We start from the raw sequence: 23,295 nt of genomic DNA, 5'->3' as shown, positions 1-23,295 counted from the left end.
TCAGGTCACCTTCCGGTCCCGGGCCCAGCGCGGGACACGTCGTCGAGGGGGAGCGGGCGTCGGGAGGGGCCCGGCCGCGGCGGGTGCCGGTGCCGTTGCCGGTGCCACGAGGAGCGAGGCGGCCAGGGCCAGATGCAGCAGGTACGGCGAGGCGTCGCCGAGACCGGCCTCGGTGTACGACGAGATCGCGACATAGCTGATCAGGAAGATCGCGCAGGCCCTCGGCAGCGACGGCGGCCGCAGCAGCGCGACGCCGCCCAGCACGAGGAGGATCGCCGCCACGATGGCGATGCCGACCAGACCCTGCTCGTTGTAGACGGCCAGCCAGCTGTTGTCGATCGGCAGCCCGCCGAACGACTTGTCGCCCAGGCCCGTGCCGAACACCTTCTCCCCGGTGGTCCGGGGCGCTGCCAGCAGGGCGTCCCAGACCTTGGCCCGGCCGGTGAGGTTGGAGAAGTTCTCCTGGCTCTGCCCGCGCAGGAACCACGCCCGCAGCGCGGAGCTGAACGCCACCGCGGCCACCGTGGCGCACAGCACCGTCCAGGCGAAGAACCGGCGGGCGGCGGCGCTGGTCAGGATGAGCGAGCCGATCGCCAGCACCAGCCCGACGAGCAGGCCGACCGTGGCCGTCCGGGTGTGGGTCATCGCGAGCAGCACGAGCGTGGGCACGATGACCAGCGCCGCGCCGGCCCCGGTGGTCCGGCGGCCCAGCAGGAGCAGCACGGTGAGCCCGGTGATCACCGCCGAGTACTGTCCGATCTGCGGCGGGGTGAGCGGCCACAAGGCGCCGACCAGCCGCCCGCCGTAGTACTCGGGCATGGCCGTGCCCGGGGAGATGGCCAGGCCGGCGGCCACCGACACGAGCACCGCGAAGTACATCCGGATGTGGTGGCGGACGAACGTCAGGCCGCCGTCCCACCAGCGGCTGAGCAGCCACAGCGTGCCGACGAACAGAGCCAGCCGGGTGCAGCGGAACAGCGCGCCGGGCCCGACTCCCAGGTGCAGGCTGGAGATCACGCTCGGCACCAGCAGCAGGGTGAGCAGGAACACGAAGGCGCTGGCCCGGACGCGCAGGTGCAGATTGAGCAGGAGCGCCAGCGCGAACGCGGCGACCAGCGCGCCCATGGTGGCCATCTGGATGAGGGAGCGGGGCAGCGTGACGATGGTCTTCGCCCCGGCGGAGCCGAGCGTGTTGAGGCCCAGCAGCGCCCAGACGATCCAGACGGCCTTCGGTGGGCCGGCGGGGCGTGGTCCGGCACCGGGCCGCGTACCCGCCGCGTCCGGTCCGCCCGGCGGCCCGCCGCGCATCAGGTCCCCGGCCATCTCAATCACCGGCCTGTGGGCCGAAGGTGCTGCCCGCGTCCTGCTGGTACGAGGCGCCCTGCCACTGCCCGGGTTCGAGCGTGTGTCCCGGGTCGCCCGCGACGAAGCTCCAAGGCCCGCGGTAGACATTGTCGTGCCAGCGGTTGTGCTGCTTGTGGGTGATCGCCTCGGCCACCCGCTTGCCCCGGTACGGCGACCAGTCCGGATAGGTGCCGTAGTTGGCCAGCACCGCCATGCGGTCGCACACCGCCGCCGCGCACTTGACGACGGATGTGTCCAGCACGAAGCGGTTGCCGTGGATGTCCACCCGCTGGGTCTTCCACCGGCAGTCGGCGTAGAGCGGTGCGGTGGCGATGGCCGGCCGCGCGCAGCGGGAGGTGTCCTTCACCAGCAAGGTGCAGTAACCGGTCGAGGTGTTGGCCGGGCTGTTGCAGAACCGGTCGGCGTTCTCCCACAGGGTGATCCCGTTCCAGTTGTTCTCCAGCACGTTCCGGTAGACCTCGATCTTGTCCGTACGGGCCGGGATCCGTGGTTCGCCGCCGGCCTCGGACACGTAGACCGTCGCGTACGGGAAGTCGTCGCCGCGGTCCGCGTTCTCGCGGCCCTCCACCCAGTTGTTCCGCCGGATGGTGTTGTCGCGGATGACCGCGTTGTAGCTGGTCTCGTACACCAGCGCGGCACCGTCGTTGGCCTCCAGCAGGTTGCCCTCGATGCGGAAGTCGTTGTTGTTGTTGTCCGCCCACAACCCGGCTCCGCGGTTGCCGTGCACCCAGTTGCCGCGGATGTCGGCGCCGTTGACGGCCCAGAACTTGACGCCTCCGGTGCAGCCGCAACCCGGCCGCCGCCGCTCCCAGTCGTCGGTGTTGTTGCCCGTGATCTCGTTGCCCTCGACCACCAGGCCCCTGATGGAGTCGCCGGTCTTGTACGCGTTCATTCCGTACTGCCCGTTGTCGCGCAGACAGCTGGCGCGGACCCGCTGGCGGGCCCCGGCCATCAGCCCCGCGCCGGAGTTGTCCTGGATCTTCGCGTGCTCGATCACCCAGCCGTCGGCCATGTCGTGGTTGACCACGCCCTCGTTGTTCGGCGCGACGAAACGCTGCACGGTCAGATGGCTGATGGTGACGTCACGGGCGGTACCGCCGAAGGCGTACTGGTTGACCTTCCGGCCGTCGAGCACCGCGCCCGGCGCGCCGAGGTAGCGGTCCCCCTGCTTGGGCACGACCTGGGCGTAGCGGTCCGGCTCGAGCCTGTGCTCGCCCGGTCGAAGCCAGAACGTGGTGTTCGCGGGGCTGCTCCTGGTCTTCGCGGCCAGGTCACCGATCACCGCGGGGTCGACCGTCACCGCGCCCGGCGGCGCCTTCGCCGGCCCCGCCGCGGGCTCGGCGCACACCCGGGCGACGGACCTGGCGGGCGCACCGGACGTGGCGGACGCACCGGTCGGCTCCGCCGGGGCGTCCGACGCGCTCGTACAGCCGGTCGCCGCCAGCAGGACCAGCACCAGCGGCGCCGCCGGCCACGCCCGGTGCCCCCTCCTGATCACCACGCGCCCCTCCTAGCCGCGGAACCTGAGCACGGTGGTGAACCCCTCCACGCCGTCGGCGAAGCCGGTACCGACCAGCGTGGTGGCGGGTTCCTTGCGCCCGAAGCCCGCCGAGTACCAGCCCAGTGGCGGGTCGGTCTCCCCGCGGTGCGCCCGCCAGGACAGTTGCCCGGGCAGGTCGAGCACCGCGGAGCGGTCCTCGCCGTCCCGGGCCCAGGTGAGCCGTGCCCGGTTCCCCACCAGGTCAGCGGTGATCGCCGGGCCGAGGTGGAACGCCAGGCGCACGGCCCGGCGGGGGCCGCGCACCTCGTCGACCACTGTCAGCTCCTCGGCCGCGGGTGTCAGCTCCACCCGGCGGCGGTGCACGGAGGGCAGATAACCGTCGTGCTCGGCGCACCAGCGGGCCGTCCCCCCGGCAGAGGCGCCGGAGGTGTCCGCGAGCAGGACGCGGCTGCGGGCATGGCGGGTCCACAGGAACGGGCCGCCGGAGACCGACTGGTCATCGCCGTCCAGTTGCAGGGTGTTGTGGCCGAGGGTCGAGCGGAAGTACCGCCGCCACGCGGGCTGCCCGTGGTAGCAGAACGTCCCCGGGTCGGCGAGCACGTCGACCCCGTCGTGCCGGACCTCCACGGACAGCGCGTCCGCGTGGGCGTGCGCGGCGATGGACAGGAACCCGTGCGGACCCCCGTCGCAGCGGCACCAGATCTCCGCCGGCCCGCGCAGGATGGTCATCCCCGCGTCGGCGAAGTGGGCCGGCCGGCGGGCCGGGCGGGCCACGGCCGGCGCCGCTCCGTGCTTCCCGTACGGCCGGACGAGCGCGGCCAGCAGCGGGGTGCGCACATCGGTGGCGGTCACCGTCGGCCACCAGTCGAGCCGGCCGAACACGGCGTCCCCGGTGGCCAGCAGCGAGGCCCAGCGGTCGGTGCCCGCGCCGTCCACGACCAGGCCGTGCCCGTCGTCCGCGTCCCCCTGGCGCGGCGGCCGCAGCCGGCCGTCCACCACGGCCGCGAGCGCGTCGGTCATCCGCAGCAGCACCAGCCGGATCGACGCGGGGACCGGCACCCCGGCGGCGTCCGCCTCGGCCACCGCGGCCAGGCCGAGTTCGAGCACGAGCCCGTGGTACTCGGTGGCCAGCTCGCGGTTGAGGCCGGAGTGGAAGGTGTTGCTCCGCAGGTGCCGCTCCAGCGACCGCAGCGCACCGGCCCGCCAGCGCGCCGAGTCGGGGAACCAGCCGAACGCGCAGGCCGCGGCGAACTGCCCGGCGGCCTCGGCGACGACGTGGTTGTTCGCCGAGGACCCCCGGCTGGGGAAGGCGGCCAGCCAGCGCTGGTGGTGCCAGATCTGGTTCCGCGCCACCGGGTTGCCCTCGAACAGCCCGGCCGCGCCCGGCCAGCCGTCGAGCAGCCGGCGGATCCACACCCAGGACAGCAGCCGGATCCCCAGCTCGATGCCGCTGACCCAGTGCACCCCGCGCAGCGGCGCGTTGGCCGCCCACCACGACCGCAGGTGCTCGGCCACCCGCTCGGCGTACCGCTCGTTCCCGGTGATCGCGTAGGCGGCGGCGAGCCGGGTGAGGTACTGGTGCCGGGACGGCTCCCAGATCTGCTTGATGTCCCCGACCGCGTCCTCGTTCCGGTACGGCACGTCGAAGGCGTGGCCCCACGGCGCCCGGCGCCCGGTCTTCGGGTCGTGGCACCAGTCGGGGTCGACCAGGTCGTCGCGGACCACCCCGAAGTACTCGGCCTGCCCGGCCATCAGCCGGTCCGCCTCGGCGACGAGGCGTTTCGCGGCGTCCGGTGACACCGCGGCGATCGCCCCGTCGGGCAGTACCGCGGTGAACCGGGCGCCGGTCACGCTCGGGCAGTCCGGCGGCGCCGACCGCCACCGCCGCCTGCGCACCGCGTCGACCGCACGGCCGCCGATCTCCCGCGGCCCCATCCGGGACAGCCGCCGCAGGTACCAGCCGGGACTTCCCGAGCCGACCGTCATCGCGCCTCCGCCAACGCCACCGGGACACCGCCCGCCAGGCCGGCCGGCACGGCGAGGGTGGCCGCCGTGGTGGCGACCAGCGACTCCAGCGGCACCGGCATCGGCCCGCCGGTGCGTACGGCCCTGACGAACGCGGCCAGCTCGGCGGACTGGCCCTTGTCCCGGGCCTTGGGCAGCCGCGAACCGACCCACTGCTTGCGGCGGCCGTCGTAGACCGAGGCACGGACGAAGTCGTCGAGCCGCAGCGCACGGCCGTCCGCGACCAGGTCCAGCGTCTCCTTGGGGAAGCCGGACGGGCCGGTGGTGACGTAGCTGATGGTGGCGGTGGACCCGTCCGGGTAGCGCAGTACGGCGTGGAGGTCGTCGTTGCCCGAGGTGGCGACGGCGTACACCGAGACCGGGTCGGCACCGAGCAGCCAGCTCGCCGTGTCGATGAAATGCCCGCCCTCGCCGACGAACCGCGAGCCCTCGGTGCCCTGCCGGAGGTACCAGCTGCCGTGGTCGAGGCGGCCCGCGTTGACCAGGTAGCGCAGGTGCGCCGGACCGCTACGGGCGCCGAACCGCTGCTTGGCCTCCCGCAGCAGCGGCGCGAACCGGCGGTTGAAGCCCACCTGAAGCCGGTCGTTGCCGGACTCCTCCACCGCCGCGAGCACACCGGCCAGCTCGTCCTCGGTGAGGGCCAGGGGCTTCTCCACGAACACCGTCTTGCCGGCCAGCAGCGCCTTCCGGGTCAGTGCGGCGTGCGAGCTGTGCCGGGTGACCACGAACACCGCGTCGATGGACGTGTCGCCGAGCACCGCGTCGAGATCCGTGGTCGCCCCGGCGAAGCCGAACTTCCGCTGCGCGTTGGCCGCGGACAGCGCCGTCGTGGTGACGACCGTCGACAACTCGACACCGTCGCGCCGCGTCAGGTGCGGCAGCAGCATCGAGGTGGCGTAGTTTCCCGCGCCGACGAACGCCAGCCGCACCGGTGCCCCGGCGGCCCGGGCCGGAGCGGCCGCCCCGCCGCCCCGTCGCTTCACCGCGGGCACGGCCACCGCCGGGGCCACCGCTTCCGCGGCCCGGTCGGGCGGGCCGGGGTAACGGAACAGCACGGCCACGGCCTTCAGGCCGCCGTCCTTCAGGAGCCGGTACGTCTCGACGGCGTCGTCGAAGTCGGCGACGTGGGAGACCAGGGGCTCCACGTCGATGCGGCCGCGGGCGAGCAGATCGAGGAAACACGCCAGGTTGCGGCGCTCCGTCCAGCGCACATAGCCGATCGGGTAGTCGCGCCCCTCCAGCTCGTACTCCGGGTCGTAGCGCCCGGGGCCGTAGCTGCGGGAGAACCGGACGTCGAGCTCCTTCTCGTAGTACGCGTTCCACGGCAGGTCCAGCCGGCACTTGCCGATGTCGACGACCCGGCCGCGGTCCCGGCTCAGCCGGGCGGCCAGCTCGACGGGCTGGTTGCTGTCGCCACCGGCGGCCAGGAACACCTGGTCCACACCGTGACCGTCGGTGAGCTCGGCGACGGTGGCCTCCATGGCAGCGGAGGCGGGGTCGCCGCAGGCCACGGCGCCCAGGCGCTCGGCGAGCCCGCAGCGCACCGGGTCGGGGTCCACGCCGACGACCCGGACTCCCGAGGCGGTGAGGAGCTGCACCACCAGCTGCCCGATCAGCCCGAGGCCGATGACCAGCGCCACCTCACCGAGGCGCGGCTCGCCCTGGCGGACACCCTGCAACGCGATCGACCCGACGGTGCCGAAGGCCGCGTGCCGCGGCGCGAGGCCGTCCGGCACCCGGGCGTAGAGGTTCTTCGGCACCCAGTTCAGCTCGGCGTGCAGCGCGTGCTCGTTGCCCGCGCAGGCCACGAGGTCACCGACGGCCACGTCGTCGATCCCGGCGCCGACCTGCTCGACCACCCCGCACAGCGAGTAGCCGAGCGGCGTGTAGGAGTCCAGCTTGCCCATCACCTTGCGGTAGGTGGCGGGCACCCCGTTGGTGGCCACGCTCTGCATGACCTTGGCCACCTGGTCCGGGCGGGAACGGGCCTTGCCCAGCATCGACATGCCGGCCTCGGACACCTTCATCAGCTCGGTCCCGGTGGAGATCAGCGAGTAGGCGCTGCGCACCAGCACACCCCCCGGCTTGCACCCCGGCACCGGCACGTCGAGCACCGCGAGCTCACCGCTCTTGTAGTTCTGTACGACCTGTTTCACCGAAGTCCTCTTGTTTCTCTACGCCGTCAGGGGAGAGTCCGGCCGGACCCGGAGGTCGCGCCGCGGTACCAGTACTCGAGGGTCAGCACATGCCACAGATGTTTGGAGAAGTCCCGGTGCCCGGCGGCGTCCTCGGCGACGAGCCGCCGGAGCGCGTCGCGGCGCAGGAAACCGGAGGTGACGAGCACCCCGTCGTCGACCACCTCGCGCACCAGCGGCGCCAGGTCCCGGCTCATCCAGGCGCGCAGGGGAGCGCTGAACAGGCCCTTGGGCCGGTACACGATCTCCCGGGGCAGGACCGAGCCGGCCGCCTCCTTGAGGGCGGCCTTGCCCTGCCGACCGACGATCTTGCGGTCACCGGGCACCGCGAACGCCGCCTCGACCACCTCGACGTCCACGTACGGCACCCGCACCTCGGTCGACGCGGCCATGCTCGACCGGTCCGTGTACGCGAGGTTCAGGCCCGGCAGGAACATCCGGGCGTCGGCCAGGCACATGCGGTTGACGAAGTCGTCGAGGTCATTGTCCTGGTAGGTGTCCGCGTGTTCGGTCAGCACGTCCTCGACCGCCCCGGCCAGGTCCGGATCGATCAGGGCGAGCAGCTCGTCCCGGTCGTACATGGTGTAGCTGCGCCGGAACGCGGTCTCCTCCGGCAGATCGGCGAAGGAGAGGAACCGCTTCGCGAAGCGCACCGACCGGTACCCCCGGCGGGCCGAGGCCACCGGCAGCCGGTCCACGGCCGTCGACAGGCCGCGCCGCAGGGGGCGCGGGACGCGCTGGTAGCGCAGCGCGAGCAGGTTGGCCAGGTGCTTGCGGTAACCGGCGAACAGCTCGTCGGCGCCCATCCCCGAGAGCATCACCTTGACCCCGGCCTCACGGGCGGCCGAGCAGATCAGAAAGGTGTTGATCGCGGCGGGGTCGCCGATCGGCTCGTCCAGGTGGTACGTCATCCGCGGCAGCAGGTCGAGCACGTCCGGGGCGATCTCGATCTCGTGCAGATCGACGCCGAACCGCTCGGCCACCTGCCGGGCGTAGCGCAGGTCGTCCGGCATCGCCTCGAACCTGGCGTCCTCGGCCCGGAACCCGATCGTGTAGGCGGAGATCCCGGGCTGGTGGCGGGCCGCCAGCGCGGTCAGATAGCTGGAGTCGAGACCGCCGGAGAGGAAGGTCGCCACGGGTACGTCGGACAGCAGGTGGCGCCGGGCCGACTCCGCGACGACGGCGGCCAGGTCCGGCCGCTCGCCGCTCCGGGCCCGCTCCCGGCCCTCGGCGGCGACGTCCTTCAGGTGCCAGAACCGGCCCTGCTGCACCCGGCCGTCGGGCCCGCACCGCAGCCAGCTGCCCGGCGGAAGCTTCTCCGCCTCGCGGAACGCGCAGCGCGAGTCCGGCACCCAGTAGTACAGCAGCGAGGCCACCAGCGCCGCGTGGTCCACCTCCAGCGATCCGCCGGTGGCGGCGGCGAGCGCCTTCAGCTCGGAGGCGAACACCAGGCCCCTGCCGCGCCGGAGCAGGAACAGCGGTTTGATGCCCAACTGGTCGCGGGCGAGCACCAGTTCACCGGTGCGCTCGTCGAAGATCCCGAACGCGAACATGCCGCGCAGCCGGGGCAGGCAGTCCGTGCCCCAGCGCCGCCACGCCTGGAGCAGCACCTCGGTGTCGGAGGTGCCGCGGAAGCGCACCCCGGCGGCCGCCAGCTCGGCGCGCAGCTCGGGCGCGTTGTACAGCTCGCCGTTGTAGGTGAGGGCGAGGCCGTCCGAGACCATCGGCTGGGCGCCGGTCCCGGACAGGTCGAGGATGGCCAGTCGGCGGTGTCCGAGCTGTACTTCGCCGTCACCGACCGGATGGCCGTACCGGCCCGCTCCGTCCGGGCCGCGGTGGGCGAGGGTCTCGGTGAGCCGGTCGGTCACCGCCTTCCCGTCCGGCCACCGGTATGTGCCCGCGATGCCACACATGTCCTACCGTGCCTCCTGGTCGATGTCCGGGACGCGGGCGGCCTTCATCGGCAGCCGTTCCGTCCGCGGCCGGCCCGTCCCGTTCTGCCGGACCGGCCGCTCGCTGTGGCCCCGCAGCGCGATGTGCAGTCCGTCCCACAGCGTGCCGTCGGTCCGGTCCCGCGGATCGGGGTCGATCAGCACCACGCCGATCACCGGAATGTGCTGGTCCGCGAGTTGCCGCGCCACGGTGTGCAGCCATGTGGCGCTGCCGTGCCCGGCCCGCACCACGAGCACGGTCCGGCTCCCGAGGTACTGGAGGTCGGTCCACGCCGTACCCGGCGCGACCGAGCCGACGCCGAGCCGACGCCCCTGCTGCGCCGCGGCCTCGGCAGACTCGCCGCTGACCACGGCCGGGTCTCCCGGCTTCCGGGGGCTCTTGGCGAGCTCCGGTCCCGGCAGGCCGTCCACGACGACCACCGGGCCCTCCTCCGCCAGCGCCCTGGCGACGCTCAGGGCGATCACGCTCGCGCCGCGCGCACAGCCCAGCTCCAGCAGCGACACCGGTTCCGCCGTGCCGCGCACGGTGCGGGCCAGGGTCGTGGTGAGCCGTTCGCCCGCCGCGCGGCTCCGCCGGCGCCGCCACGGCCCGGCCGTCCGCCGGGGCGCGGGCAGCTCCGCGATGACCGAGGCGCCCAGGTTGGCCGCGATCTCCCGGCGCAGTACGGGGCGGTCCGCCACCACCGAGCCGACCGCGGCCACCGCGAGTCCGAGGAAGAGCCCGAGGACGAGCCCGATCGCGGCGTCGGTGGCGGCGGTCCTGGGCAGGGAGTACCGCACCATGCGCGGGGCGTCCACGATCTGCGTGCCGGCGACGAGCCGGGGCGTGCCCAGGCGCGCCTCTTCGGCGCGCTGGTCCAGATCGGCGATCCGCGAGCCGAGCTCGGCGCGGCGGGCGAAGAGCGACTCCATGCTCGCCGACGCCTTCGGGTCGCTCTCCGGCGAGCGGTCCCCGATCTCCTTGTTGACCTTGGCGAGCTCGCTCCGCATGCGGTCCCGCTGCGCGAGCAGCGCGTCGGACTCGGCCTTCGCGGCCTCCCGCATCCGCCTCACATGGTCCGCGATGAAGGCGTCGGCCAGGGCCTTGGCGCGGGCCTTCGCCTTCGCGTCGCTGTCGGCCGTCACGGTGATCTGCAGCAGGTTGTTGGTCAGGCCCGTGCCCCGGTAGTCCCGCATGAAGTCCTCCGGGCTCTCCGGGGACTTGAGGATCCGCAGGGCCCTGTCCGCGATCCGCGTGGTTCCCAGCAGCTCCACATCGGTGCGGATCAGCGTGCCCATGTCGTTCGGCTGGTCCTCCTTGTGTGCGACCAGCAGCTTGGTCACCGCGGTCGGAGGCGGCGGCAGCACCACCGCCACCGCGGCGCCCATCAGCAGCCCCAGGAGCCCCAGGGAGCACCACAGGCGGCGGCGCCTGCGCACCGCCGCCACCAGCGACCGCAGGTCGACCAGCGGCACGGCGGCCGGTGGCGCCGCGTCGTTGTCCGTCGTCACGCCCCACCGCCCCTCGCGCCCTCGCCGACCGCGATCGCCGGCGTGGCGTGCCGCGGAGGCCGGCCGGCGGTACGCGTCGGACGGGCCCGGACCGCGTCGGCGACGACGACGCCGACGACCTGGTGCCCCGCGTCCGCACACGCCTCGGCGATGCCCGCCAGCTCTCCCGTGGTCCAGTTGCCCGTGCTGAGCACGACCAGCGCGCCGGACTCGGTGTCGCGGTCCGGCACCAGCGGCCGGGACATCGGAACCCCCACCACGCGCAGCACCACATCGCCCTCGGCCTCGGTGGCGAGCTGCCCGGCGGCCCGGCGGGCGACCTCGTCGCCGTCCGGCACGACGACCAGCAACCGCCGGGGGGCCGGCAGCTTCTGCCGGAGACGGGCGCACACCCGCCGGTAGCGGATCCGCCTGCTGGCCTCGTCCCCGGACGTACGCGGCGTCGGTACGTCCCACCGGGTGTCGATGCCGAGCAGCCGGCGGAGCCGGGCCCGCGGACCACGGCCCTCGGGCCGGTGCTCGGACCGTTCCCCGGGCACGTCGACGGTGCCCAGCAGCGCCGAGCCCAGGGCCGCGGCGATCTCCGGTCCGCCGCGCGGCCGGCGGTTCACCCGGGCGGCGGCGAGATGGCCGACGACCGCGAGCAGGAAGGACAACGCCGCGCCGCCGACGACGAGTTGCAGCCTCGTCGGCGGTGCCTCGCCGGTCGGCCGGGGCGCCGCCCCCATGACGACCATGCCGGCCTTGTCGCTCGCCGGGTCGGCCTCGTCCAGCTTCTTCATGGCCTCCTGCAGCGCGCTGCGCAGCTTCTCCAGCTCGGTGCGGGCCTGCACGCTCTCCACGGCCCGCCCCGGATCGGCCGCGTCGGCCAGCTCGGTGATGCGGCGGTTGGTCTGCGCCACCTTCTGCCGCAGCGCCTCGGGCCCCGCCGCCGCGCCGGCTCCGGGGTCGGCGCCGTTGATCCGCCCGGCGAAGGTGACGAACTGCCGGGCCAGTTGGTCCGCGAGGCGCTGCGCCCGCTCCGGGGTGTCGGCCGTGCCCGAGACCTTGATGATGTTCCCGTCGGCGGCCTTGGCGCTCACCCGGTCCCGCAGCTCGCCGCCGCCGACCCCGCGCCGGCCGAGCGTGGCGGCCACGCGGTCGACCACCACCGAACTGGTCGCGATCTCCGCCTGGGTCAGCAGCTCGCGCTCCTCCCACTGCCCCGGCAGCAGCACCGACACCGACGCCGTGTAGCGCGGCGGAAACACCACCGAGAGGCCGTAGCCGAACAGCGCGCCCACCACGGTGAGGAGGGTGAGAAGCCGCCAGCGCCGACGGATAATCCGCCCGATCGTGACCAGGCGTATCGTGTCATCGCTCAACGGCGCGGCTTCCTCCCTGCCCGGCCCGGGTCGCCCGCCGGCGCCGAGTCCGGTCACGGCAGGCGGCGGCGTAGGCGGAGAGCAGCGACGCCTGTGAGTTCCGCCAGGAGAGCGGCCCGCCGATCCGCTCCTGGCCGATCTTGCCCATCCGGGTCCGCTTCTCCGGGTCGTCCAGCAGCATCGCGATGAGCCCCGCGAACTCGGCCTCGTCGTTGGCGGGCGCGTAGACGGCGGCGTCACCGGCGGAGACCCGCGCCTCCTTCAGCTCGAACGAGACGATCGGCCGGCCCATCGCCATGTACTCCAGGACCTTGTTCATGGTCGACACGTCGTTGAGCGGATTGCGCGGGTCGGGGGAGAGGCACACATCCGCGGTGGACAGGTAGCGCACCAGGTCGGCGTCCGGAACGCGCCCCGTGAACCGCACCTGCTCCGAGAGCCCCAGCCGCCGGGACAGCTCCACCATCGCGTCGAAGGCGTCGCCGCCGCCGACGAACACCGCGTGCCAGTCGGTCCGCCCCAGCTCGTCGCGCAGCTTCGCCAGGGCCCGCAAGGCGTAGTCGACCCCGTCCTGCGGGCCCATGACGCCGAGGTAACACAGCAGATGGGGCTTGCCGCGCTTCAGCTCCTCCTCGGGCGGCACCGGCTGGAACCGGTCGATGTCGGGCGCGCTGCGCACCACGAACACGTCCTCCGGCCGCCGGCCGCCACGGCGCACCGCGACGTCCCGGTAGCTCTCGTTGGTGGCGAGCACGACGTCCGCGGCCCGGTACGTCAGCCGTTCCAGCGCGCACACGGCGCGGTAGAGCAGATCCTCACCGCGGCCGAACCGGGAGAGATACAGCTCGGGCACCAGGTCGTGCTGGTCGAAGACGAACCGCGCGCCGCGCCGCTTCAGCCACAGCGCCGGGAGGAACAGCAGGTCGGGAGGGTTGCAGGCGTGGACCACATCGACCGGGCCCACCTTCCGGGCCAGCCGGGCCGTATGCCACAACGCCGATCCGTACTCCCGCAGATAGCCGGCCGGCCCTCCGGTGGCCGCGCGCAACGGGTAGCGGTGGATCCGCACCCCGTCGATCTCCACCTCCGGCTCCGTGTCCCGCTTCGTTCCCTGAGGGCAGATGACGTGCACCTTCCAGCCCGCGTCGCGCAGCGTCGCGCACTCCTGCCACACCCGCCGGTCGAACGGCACCGACAGGTTCTCCACCAGGATCAGCGCGCGCCGGTTCGGCCGGCCGCCGCTGCCCGTGTCACCGAACGACGTGTCACCAAGCAAGGCCCATGTACCCCGGTTCGGCCCGGCGCGCCTCGGCGTCGGGAAGGCGGACGAGATCGACGATCACCGGGCCGCCGCCATGCGGCAGCGCCGACACCACGGCCGGGTCCCTGGTCCCCACCAGGCACACCTCGGCGTGCTCCAGCACCTCGTCGACGGAGTCCGCGAGCAGCTGCGCGAGGTGCGGCAGCCGGGTCTCGATGTACTCGCGGTTCGCGCCGATCAGCCGGGAGAGGCTCACATGGGCGTCGTGGATCCGCAGGTCGTACCCCTTGCCGAAGAGCCTCTCCGCCAACTCGACGAGCGGGCTCTCGCGGAGGTCGTCGGTGCCGGGTTTGAAGGACAGCCCGAACAGGCCCACCCGGCGCTTGCCGGTGCGCTCGACCAGGTCCACCGCGCGCTGCAGATGGTCGGAGTTGGAGGACAGCACATGGGACAGGATGGGCACCGAGACATCGGCCCGCCGTGCCGCGTGCACCAGGCTGCGCAGGTCCTTGGGCAGGCAGGAGCCGCCGAAGGCGAAGCCGGGCCGCAGGTAGGCGGGGCTGATGTTCAGCTTGCGGTCGGCCAGGAACACGTCGATCACCTGGTGCGAGTCCACCCCGAGCGCCTGGCACACCGCGCCCAGCTCGTTCGCGAAGCCGATCTTGAGGCCGTGGAACGCGTTGTCCGCGTACTTGATCGCCTCGGCCGTCGGGACCGGCACCCGGAACACCTCGCCGGGCAAGCCGTCGTACAGCGCCGTCACCGCGTCGCCGCTCGCCGGGTCCAGCTCACCGATGACGGTCTTGGGCGGATCGAAGAAGTCCCGCACGCTCGTGCCCTCGCGCAGGAACTCCGGGTTGACCGCCACCCCGATGTCCACCCCGGCCGTGCCGCCGACGTACTTCTCCAGGATCGGCACCAGCAGGTTCAGACAGGTGCCCGGGAGCATGGTGCTGCGGAACACGACGGTGTGCCGGCCCCCCTGCTTGGCCCCCTCCGCCAGCGCCGCGCCGATCTGCTCGGTGACCCGCTCCAAGTACGTGGTGCACAGGCTGCCGTTGGGCTCCGACGGCGTACCCACGCAGACCAGCGACACCTCGCTGCCCATGACGGCCTCGAGGACGTCGCCGGTGGCGCGTAACGCCCCGGACCGCACGACCTCGGAGACCAGCTCGCCGATCCGCTCCTCGACCACCGGGGCCTTGCCGTCGTTGACCAGGTCGACCTTCACCTGGTTCACGTCCACCCCGACGACCTCGTGACCCATGCTCGCCAGGCACGCGGCCGACACGCAGCCCACGTAGCCGAGCCCGAAAACGCTGACTCTCATGACCCGTTCCTCCCCCCCAGGCAGGCCCTCGCGGCCTGCGATCCGCACGCCGGCGGGACCGTTGAGTTTCGGTCCCCCGCGCATCAATAGGCCCCCTGCCCCTGGAGCACCGCACGCAGCGTCTTCCACAAGATCACCGTGTCCAGGGCGAGCGACCAGTCCTCCACGTACCGCAGGTCCAGCCGGACCGCCTCCTCCCACGGCAGATCGCTGCGCCCGCTGATCTGCCACAGGCCGGTGAGCCCGGGCTTGACCAGCAGCCGCCGCCGGATGTCCGGGCCGTAGGCGGCGGACTCCTCCGGCAACGGAGGCCGGGGGCCGACGAGCGACATGGAGCCGGTGAGCACGTTGAAGAGCTGCGGGAGCTCGTCGATCGAGTACCGGCGCAACACCGCTCCCACCCGGGTCACCCGCGGATCCCGGCGGAGCTTGAACAACAGCCCGGCGCCCTCGTTGCGGTGGGCCAGCCCGGCACGCGCCCCGTGGGCCCCGGCGACCATGGTGCGGAACTTGAAAATGGTGAACTCGCGGCCGTCCTTGCCGACCCTGCGCTGGCGGTAGAACACCCCGCCCCGGCTGTCCACCAGCACGAGCAGTCCGACGAGCACCATCAGCGGCGCGAACAGCACCAGCAGGACCGCCGCGCCCATCCGGTCGACGACCTCTTTGACCACCCGGCGGCCGCCGGTGAAGGTCGGCATGCTGACCCGCAGCAGCGGGATCCCGAGCACCGCGTCGACGTGCAGCCGCGGGCCGGCCACCTCCATCAGCACGGGGGCCACGACCATCTCGGCTTCGCTGCCCTCCAGGTTCCACGCCAGCCGCTGCAGCCGGTCCGGTGACCAGTGCGGGTCCGGTGTGATCGCGACGACACGGTAGCCGTCGCGGCGGACGTGGCCCGCGACGTCCGCCAGCCGGCCGACGATCGGCACTCCGTCCAGGTGGTCACCGCCCGGCCCGAGACCGTCCGTCGTGCACACCGCCTCCACCCGCCAGCCGAGGTGCGGGAACTTGCGGGTTCGGACGATCAGGTCGCGCACGGTGGCCGGGCTCCCGGCCGCGAGCACCGGTCGCAGACACCGTCCTTCCTTCCGCTGCTTGTGCAGCCAGAGGCGCAGCAGATACCGCGCGGTCATGGTGACGAGCGCGATCGCGGGGATCGCGACGAAGATCCAGAGCTTGATGTTGCGCGAGGTGAGGGCGATCCCGCCGAGCGCCAGTACGACGGTCGCCGTGAGCAGTGACCGCCCGAGCCGGCGGAATTCCTCGGCGCCCTGGCCGAGCACCGCCGGAGCCCACGACCGGCTCACCGCAAGCGCCCCCAGCACCAGCAGCTCGGTGCCGAATGCGAGAATCCCCCACTTCTCGTGCCAGTTGGCCGCGTCGCGGGCCCCGAAGAAGTTGCCGATCGCCCCCACCACGCAGGCGGTGGCCACCGTATCGCTGGTGATCACGGCACGGCGGTACCGCTGCTCCCAGTCGGTCGCGGGCTGACTGATGGCCCCGTTCGCCAGACGCCCGCGCGCCGGCGGAAACGGGCTGACTAATCCCCCTCGCCGCACAGAACCCCCCAGGTCCCCAGTGGTTCGACGTGTTCGCCCAACACTGTCCCCTCCCCCCGGGAGGCCCCCGCCCCCCGCACTGTTCCTCCCCTCGGGAGGCCCCCGCCCCCCCCGCGCCGCGCCGTTCCTCCGCGCGGGAGGCCTCCGCCCCCCGGCGGATGGCATCCCGGCTGTGCCGGAGCTATGTGAAGAACCCACCTCGAGAGTCCGGCAGCACACTCACATGTCCTGCCGGACTCTCAAGGTGCGGGGGAACCCGTCGAAACCTCGGGTGCCCCCACACCCGAAGCCCCCCCCTCGGGCCCCAAGAACTGATCACCCCCACGTCTGGCGCCGGGGACGCGACTGCTGGCTTTCCGTAGCGCCGGACCTATAGATCATTCTGGTCGCCTCGTGCACGAACAGCTGAAGCACGGTCAATCTAGACCATCAGGGCCGGTGTGTAGAGGGGATGTGTGTAATTTGTGGGCAAGCTTTGGAATCCGGGTCCTTCGCTGTCAGGCACTGAGGAGCCGCGCGGGTGGCGGGGGGTGCGGCGCCAGGCCTCGGGTGTCGCGCCATTCGCTGGGAGCCATCCCGTAGGCGGCCCGAAAAGCCCGGCTGAAATGCGCGGCGCTGATGAAACCCCATCGGTGCGCCACCGCGGCGATCGTGGAGCCATTCGCGTGGCGCGCCAGGTCGCGTCGGCACTCCTCCAGGCGACGCCGCTGGATCCACCGGCCGACGGTGGCTTCTTCGCTCTCGAACAGCTTGTGCAGATAGCGCAGGGATATGCGGTGGGCTCGGGCGATGGCCTCAGGGGTGAGATCGGGATCCTGGAGGTGGCGGTCGATGAACGCCTGGATCCGCAGCAGCAGTGCCCGGTTCCCACCGGACGTGTCCGCTTCCGATCGGCCGAGAACCTCTCCGGCCAGCCCGCCGAGCAGGTCCACGACGTTGCGCGCCATCAGCTCACCGGTGCTTGGCGAGTAGGTTCCCGCGCCGTCCACGAGAGCGGCCAGGAAGGGCGAGAGCAGACCCCCGAGGGGCGTGTCGGCGCCGAGCGGGGTGGCCGTGACATGAGCGATGCCGGACTCGCTCAGCCCCAGGACGTCTCTCGGCACGACGAGGGACTTCGTCCGGAAGGACTGGGGGAGATCCAGCCGGAAGGGGCGCGCCATGTCGTAGACGAACATGTCCCCCGGCCCGAGGACCGCTTCACGGCCGTCCTGCTCCAGCCGGGCGACTCCTCTGTCCAGCAGTGTGATGACCACGGGACCGTCTTCACCGCCCCGGGCGACGAGTCGGTGCGTTCGCAGGGCGGACAGGCGCTCGCCCTCCACGGTGACGGCCCGGAGCCGGCCGAGCGGCGCCGTACGGATCGTGCCGGAGCACACCCCGTCGGGGGCGGTGATGTGCATGGCGCCGAACGTCCGGGACAGGGCCTCACGCCAGTACGACCCTCTGTGGAGGACGGGCAGCGCAGCGGTGGTGTGGAAGCCGCCGGGGGCGCTTCCTGCCGGCCGCACAGGCTCCGGCCTCGATGTGTCCAGCACCATGATCCCTGTCCTTCAACCGATGAGCCGTCCGAATCACCGTGCCAGCGGTCCCGGAGCGGCACATCGCGTGAATCCGCTAGATGACACGGCGCTGGGCGACGACCAGCAGGACAGCGGCGGGGACGGACGCCATGACGGAGGTGGCCATGACGGCGTTCCACTGGTTCGTGTGGGCCCCGAGGTATTGATAGATGCCCAGAGTGATCGGGCGAACGGTGTCCGTGGTGGTCAGCGTCAGGGCGAAGAGGAAGTCGCTCCAGGTGAAGAGGAAGGTGAAGACGGCGGCGGTGATCAGGGCGTTCGTGCTCATCGGGAGCACCACGGAGCGGAAGACGCGCAGCCTGCCGGCGCCGTCCAGGCGCGCGGCGTCGATGATCTCCCTGGGAATGCTCCGCATGAACGAACGCATGATGATGATCGCGAAGGGGACCCCGGCGGTGGAGTCGGCGAGGACCAGTCCGGCGTAGGAGTCCAGGAGTCCCAGGTCCTGGTAGGCGCCGTAGAGAGCGTTGGCCACCGCGATGCTCGGCACCATCTGCGCGATCAGGATGCCGAAGAGCACGAGGTTGATTCCGCGGAGGGGGAAGTGTGCCAGCGCGTGGGCCGCCGGCGCGGCGAGCCCGAGGCTGAGCACCACGCTGCCGAGGCTTACGACAAGGCTGGTGACGAGGTTGCCGCCCTGATCGTGCAGTGCGGTGACATATCCGCTGAGATCCGGATGAGCGGGGAACCATCCGCCGTGCAGGGTGTTGCCCGCCGGCTGGAGGGAGGCGTTCACCGTCCAGTAGACGGGAAACAGCATCACCGCGAGCAGGATGAGCCCGATGACGGTGGACGACCGGCCACGGCCCGGCGCACGCTTCAAAGATCGCCTCTCAGACGTTACGGGCGCGCTGGACGGCGCGCAGGTAGACGAGGGCGGAAGTGAGCGAGATGACGAGGAGTACGTTGCTCAACGCGGCACCGCGCCCGAACTCGAACTGCTGGAAGGACAGTGCGTAGGCCTGCGTGGCGATGGTGTCCGTGGCGTTGGCCGGCCCTCCGCCCGTCACCACGAGGATGATGTCCAGCACCTTGAGCGTGTAGACCACGCCCAGCACCAGTACGACGCCGACCTGGGGCCGCAGCAGTGGCCAGGTGATATGGCGGAACGACGCCACCGGGCCGGCGCCGTCCAGCTCCGCCGCCTCGTACAGGTGCGCGGGGATGTTCCGCAGGCCGCTGTACAGGATCGCGGTGTTGAAGGGGATGCCGACCCAGATGTTGACGAGAATCACCGACCCGAGCGCCTGTGAGGGGCCGGTGAGCCAGGGGACGCCGGAGGATGAGAGATGGAGGCCGCGCAGGGCCGCGTTGACGACTCCCGTGTCGGGATCGAGCATCCACTTCCATGTCGTTCCGGAGACGACCAGCGGCAACAGCCACGGCAGCAGCAGGAGTGATCGCAGAAGGCCGCCGAGCGGGAAGCGGCGCTGGAAGAACAGGGCGAAGGCCAGGCCGAGTGCGAACTGCCCGACGATCGAGCCCGCGGTGAACAGGACCGTGGTCGCCACGGTTGTGGAGAACAGGTCCGACGACAGGACCTCCGAGTAGTTCCGCAGCCCCACGAACGGCGCGGAACCCGTGTAGAACGTCGTGGTCGTGTACTCCTGGAAGCTCATCACGGCGTTCCTCAGGATCGGGTATCCGAAGAACAGCAGCAGGTACGCCGCGGCGGGCGCGATGAACATCCACTGGGCCAGCCGCTCGCCGGAGCGCGACCGGGCCGCGCCCCGGTGCCCCGCCGAGGCAACGCCGTCGTCCTGCCCGGTGCCCTTCCGGAGGACCGGGGACGGGTCAGTCACCGGTCGCGAACCGCTGCGCGGCCTTGAGAGCTTCCGCCGGCGTCTGCTCGCCCGTCAGCGCGGACTGGATCGCGGTGTAGATCCCGGTCGCCGCCTTGGGCCACCTGACGCCGAGCTGGCTGGTGCGGGCCCGCGCCGCTGCCACGCTCCTGGCGAAGACGGACATCGTCGGAACCTGCTCGGCGTGCCGGGCGGCCACCGTGGTGCGGGAGGGCACGGTGAAGTGCTGCCGGGCCAGGGTGAGCATGTTGGAGGAGTTGTTCAGGCAGGCGAGGACCTGGGCGGCCTTCGCCCGCCGGGCCTCGGAAGGGCTCTGCGGCACCGTCCACACCTCACCGCCGAGCGGGGTGACCGGGGTCTGCCCCGCCCGGGGGACGGGGATGGGGGCGACCCCCCAGTGCAGGTCCTTGTCCGTGTTCAGGGCGGGGATCCGCCAGGGGCCATTGATCATCATGGCTGTCCTCCCCGCGACGAACTGATCGTGGACGTCGGCCTGTGTCCAGTTCAGCACCGACCTCGACATGGATCCGCTCTTCACCAGGTCGACCCACAGCTGGAGTGCCTGCGCGGCCTGTGGGGTGTCCAGCCGCCTCTCGTCCCCACCGTTGGACCACAGGAAGGGCAGGAACTGCCAGGTGCCCTCGAACGTGGCGTTCGCGTCGACCGCCATGCCGTAGCGCCCGGGACGGGTCAGCTTGGTGGCAGCCGTCTTCAGCTCGCCCCAGGTCCTCGGTACGGCGACACCGGCCCTGGCGAGCATGTCCTTGTTGTAGAAGAGGGCGACCGTGCTGACGTAGGGGGCCAGTCCGTACACCTTTCCCCGGTAGGTGCCCGCCGACAGGATGCCCTTGGCGTAGCCCCTGGGCTGGATGCCGTACTGGTCCAGAGGGGTCAGCGCGCCGGTCCGTGCGATCTGCTGCAGGTCGGGGTTGTCCAGCATCAGCAGGTCGGGAAGGGTCCGCGAGGACGCCTGCCGCAGGACCTTGGGGATGAGCGACGCCGCCGGAACACTCGTCTGCTCGACCTTCACGCCGGCGGCCCTGCCGCAGGCGGTGAGCATCTCGTCCCACTGGGTGTGCTCGGGTTCGTCGGTGTAGTAGTCCAGCGCGGTGATGGAGGTCACCTTGTCCGTGGCGGACCCGGCGCCGGGTCCGCCACCGCACCCGGTGGCGGCCGCCACCAGGGTGATCGTTCCGGTCAAGAGGGCGGCGATCCGCCGAACCGACGGTCTGGCCGGTGAGGTCATGCTGGTGCCTTTGTCGAGAGACGTCTGTGGCCGAAGCCAGCTCGCGCGGGGGACGGACCCCGTGGTGCCGTCAAGATGGCCGATACAGGCATCTTCCGCTCGAACGCATGGTACCGAGCCCCGGCCGGCCGGCGACATGGGCCACGGCATCCCGGATCATCGCCACCACGGCGTCGGGCTGCGACAGCACGACGGCGTGTGAACCGTCCAGCGCGTATTCGGTGGCTGCCATGCGTTGTGCCATGAAGCGCTGAGCGGTGGGATTGAGCATGCGGTCGGCGGTCGCGATGGCGTACCAGGACGGCTTGGAGGCCCATGCCGGCGGCCCCGATCTACCGGTCAGCGCGCCGCAGGCGATCGGGCGTTGCGCCACGGACAGCACCTCCTTGTCGCTGGTCGGCAGGTCGGCGGCGTACACCTGCGGGAACTGCTCCCGGCGGATGTACAGCTCGCGGTCCGGCTCGCCGGGGGTCCGCGCGGGGAGGGCGGCGGTGCAGGTCGCGTCGGCCGCCGGCGCGGGGGCGAAGCGGTTCGTGATGTCCAGGACGCACTCGCCGGCGTCGAGGCCGAACGCGGCGACATAGCACAGGGCCAGGACGTTGTCGGCGTCGGTGGCGGCGTGGGTGATGACCGCGCCACCGTAGTCGTGGCCGACCAGGACGACAGGGACCTCGATCTGCCGCACCACGCTTCTGAGGTAGGCGGCGTCCCGCGCCAGATCGCGCAGCGGGTTCGCCGGGGCGCGTACGGTCAGTCCGGCGGTGTGCAGGCGGCTGATGACCCCCGCCCACGACGAGGCATCGGTGAACGCCCCGTGCACCAGCACAACGGTCGGCGGTGCGGGGACGGAGCTGTGCATGCCGGTGACCTCCGACGGAGTGTGTGGGAGGCGCCAGCCAAGCGCCTCCAGGGGCGGTGGCGCATCGCGTGAACGTACCAACAGCTCCGCTCAGCTGTCGGGCAGGGCCATGACCAGGTTGGCGAGTTGCACCCGGGAGTTGACCGACAATTTCTGGAAGACGGACGTCAGATGAGTGTTGACCGTGTGCGGGGAGACGACGAGCAGGCCGGCGGCCGACCGGTTGGTGTGACCCGCGGCGATGAGCCGTGCGACCTTCTTCTCCGAGGCCGTGAGGGCGCCCCACCCCTGGACGGGGCGCTGCTTGGCCGCCGCCCTGCGGCCGCCGGCGCCCGACTCCTCCCGAGCGCGCTGTGCGCGTGCCGCCGCGGCGTGGGCGCCCGACTCGGCGAACGTGCTCCTGGCGTGCGCCAGGGCGGCTGCCGCCGGACGTTTCCGGCCTGCCGCCAGGAGCGCCTCTCCGAGATCGGCGTACGCGGCGGCTCGGACCAGCGGGCGGGGGCTCGCCTTCAGCAGCTCCGCCGCGTGTTCGAGCATGGCGGGATCGTTTCTCACCAGCCCGAGGGCCTGCGCCGCGATGCCCCTGGCGGTCGGCACGGCGGCGTTGCGTTCGGCGTGGGCTCCGGCCTGCGCGGCCAGGTCCTCGGCGAGTTCGTGCTCCGCGCCGCGCAGGGCCATGCGGATCGCGGAGTCGACCCAGTCGCGCAGAAGCCGCCAGCGCATGAAGGGACCCTCCTGCTGCACTTGTCGGATCCTGTCGACGGCGAGCCCGATGTCTCCGTCGGCCTCGGCATGGACCGCCTCCAGGAAGCGCACCGCGGCCGTGTTGCCCGGGTTCGGCTTGGCCACCAGCCTCTCCCGCGCCGCGACCAGGTGCTCCCGCGCCGCTTCCCGGTCGCCGCGCAGCAGGGCGATCCGGGAGCGGATCACGCGACCGTTCACCTGCTGGACGGGCACCTGCACCTCGTCCTCCAGGCGCTCCATGGTCATGAAGCCGGCGTCGGCGTCGTCGAGCCGACCGAGCCCCAGATCGTGCTGGCCCTGTGCCCACAGCATCATCGCCTGCCGCGTCGCCCCGGCGCGGTCCGCCGCCTCCGAGAGCAGCCGTTCGCCGGACTCGAAGTCGTCCACGTGCAGGTGCGCGACGATCTCTTCGGGAAGGAAGGCGGAATCGATGGCGCTCAGCGCGGCGAAGCGCTCCAGGGCGACGGCGTTCTCACCCGCGTTCTGCGCGATCTCGCCGAGCCCGGACAGGGCCAGGATGTGTGCCTCGCGGTCACCGGCCGCGGTGGCGGCACGCAGCGCGGTCTCGCCGGCCTCACGCGCCGCGACGAGATCGTCACCCCGGGACAGGGCAAGCGCGCGCAGGGCGGCCAGCCTCGCCCCGATCTCCGGGGCGGCGCCCCCCGCGGCGAGGGCGGTTTCGACCCGGCGGCGCAGTTCACCGGCGAGATCCATGTTCCACAGCGTCCCGCCGAGGGCGGCCTGCAGCCGACCGAACGCCTCCAGCGGTGGTCGGCCGGCCAGGAGCCGGTCGCCTGTCGTCAGGGCCTCGCGGTTCCGGCCGGCCCGGGTCAGGGCGAGGATCGTCTGCTCACCCACGGTGAATCTCAGGGGCAGTGCGGAGGGCACCAGGTCCAGTGCGCGCGTCATCAGGTCGGCCGCGAGGCCCGGCGTGACCGGCAGTACGTCGTCGGCCGCTCGCCGCAGCAGCGCCACGGCTTCCTCGTCTCCGGGCAGGGCTCCCCTGAGGACGTGCGGC

General features: G+C 72.3%; 15 protein-coding genes and 1 pseudogene. All 16 read right to left on the bottom strand.

The features are described 5' to 3' along the window. Complete coding sequence (locus BBH68_RS36180; protein WP_065968073.1) at positions 1-1,323, bottom strand: hypothetical protein; 1,323 nt, start codon at positions 1,321-1,323, stop codon at positions 1-3. Between the two features lies 1 nt (position 1,324). Then, on the bottom strand, positions 1,325-2,866 hold the full coding sequence (locus BBH68_RS36175; RefSeq protein WP_065968071.1) for a right-handed parallel beta-helix repeat-containing protein: 1,542 nt from the start codon (positions 2,864-2,866) through the stop codon (positions 1,325-1,327). 9 nt (positions 2,867-2,875) lie between these two features. Beyond that, entirely contained in the window at positions 2,876-4,852 is a 1,977-nt protein-coding gene (locus BBH68_RS36170; protein ID WP_065968069.1) for an alginate lyase family protein, read from the bottom strand. Beyond that, entirely contained in the window at positions 4,849-7,047 is a 2,199-nt protein-coding gene (locus tag BBH68_RS36165) for a bi-domain-containing oxidoreductase (RefSeq protein WP_065968066.1), read from the bottom strand. Before BBH68_RS36165 ends, BBH68_RS36170 begins: the two co-directional genes overlap by 4 nt. A gap of 26 nt (positions 7,048-7,073) precedes the next feature. Beyond that, the gene (gene asnB / locus BBH68_RS36160; RefSeq protein ID WP_065968065.1) at positions 7,074-8,999 is read right to left on the bottom strand and encodes an asparagine synthase (glutamine-hydrolyzing); all 1,926 of its coding nucleotides are present in this window, start codon (positions 8,997-8,999) and stop codon (positions 7,074-7,076) included. 3 nt (positions 9,000-9,002) lie between these two features. Further along, positions 9,003-10,529, bottom strand: coding sequence for a Wzz/FepE/Etk N-terminal domain-containing protein (locus BBH68_RS36155; protein ID WP_065968060.1), 1,527 nt, complete (start codon positions 10,527-10,529; stop codon positions 9,003-9,005). Continuing rightward, complete coding sequence (locus BBH68_RS36150; RefSeq protein WP_065968059.1) at positions 10,526-11,893, bottom strand: Wzz/FepE/Etk N-terminal domain-containing protein; 1,368 nt, start codon at positions 11,891-11,893, stop codon at positions 10,526-10,528. The genes BBH68_RS36155 and BBH68_RS36150 overlap by 4 nt, the downstream gene beginning before the upstream one ends. Continuing rightward, positions 11,890-13,169: pseudogene (locus tag BBH68_RS36145) on the bottom strand (glycosyltransferase family 4 protein). Before BBH68_RS36145 ends, BBH68_RS36150 begins: the two are co-directional and overlap by 4 nt. Then, the gene (locus tag BBH68_RS36140; protein WP_065968057.1) at positions 13,159-14,484 is read right to left on the bottom strand and encodes a nucleotide sugar dehydrogenase; all 1,326 of its coding nucleotides are present in this window, start codon (positions 14,482-14,484) and stop codon (positions 13,159-13,161) included. Before BBH68_RS36140 ends, BBH68_RS36145 begins: the two are co-directional and overlap by 11 nt. 83 nt (positions 14,485-14,567) lie before the next feature. Continuing rightward, positions 14,568-16,046, bottom strand: coding sequence for a sugar transferase (locus BBH68_RS36135; RefSeq protein WP_065968055.1), 1,479 nt, complete (start codon positions 16,044-16,046; stop codon positions 14,568-14,570). A 497-nt stretch (positions 16,047-16,543) separates the two neighbouring features. Beyond that, entirely contained in the window at positions 16,544-17,584 is a 1,041-nt protein-coding gene (locus BBH68_RS36130; protein ID WP_065968053.1) for an AraC-like ligand-binding domain-containing protein, read from the bottom strand. Positions 17,585-17,660: 76 nt separating this feature from the next. Next, positions 17,661-18,449, bottom strand: coding sequence for a carbohydrate ABC transporter permease (locus BBH68_RS36125; protein ID WP_065968049.1), 789 nt, complete (start codon positions 18,447-18,449; stop codon positions 17,661-17,663). A gap of 10 nt (positions 18,450-18,459) precedes the next feature. Next, positions 18,460-19,428 carry a carbohydrate ABC transporter permease gene (locus tag BBH68_RS36120; RefSeq protein WP_245738474.1) on the bottom strand — a complete coding sequence of 323 codons (969 nt, stop codon included), beginning with the start codon at positions 19,426-19,428 and terminating at the stop codon, positions 18,460-18,462. Continuing rightward, entirely contained in the window at positions 19,421-20,629 is a 1,209-nt protein-coding gene (locus BBH68_RS36115) for an ABC transporter substrate-binding protein (protein WP_245738473.1), read from the bottom strand. The genes BBH68_RS36120 and BBH68_RS36115 overlap by 8 nt, the downstream gene beginning before the upstream one ends. Positions 20,630-20,744: 115 nt before the next feature. Then, complete coding sequence (locus tag BBH68_RS36110; protein ID WP_065968045.1) at positions 20,745-21,533, bottom strand: alpha/beta fold hydrolase; 789 nt, start codon at positions 21,531-21,533, stop codon at positions 20,745-20,747. A 90-nt stretch (positions 21,534-21,623) separates the two neighbouring features. Then, a partial coding sequence (locus tag BBH68_RS36105; RefSeq protein ID WP_141713132.1) for a helix-turn-helix domain-containing protein occupies positions 21,624-23,295 on the bottom strand: 1,672 nt, incomplete at its 5' end.

The sequence above is a fragment of the Streptomyces sparsogenes genome, assembly GCF_001704635.1.
GTDB classification, from domain to species: domain Bacteria; phylum Actinomycetota; class Actinomycetes; order Streptomycetales; family Streptomycetaceae; genus Streptomyces; species Streptomyces sparsogenes.
Note: the sequence above shows the minus strand (reverse complement) of the source record. Positions and strands in the feature narration are given on the sequence as shown.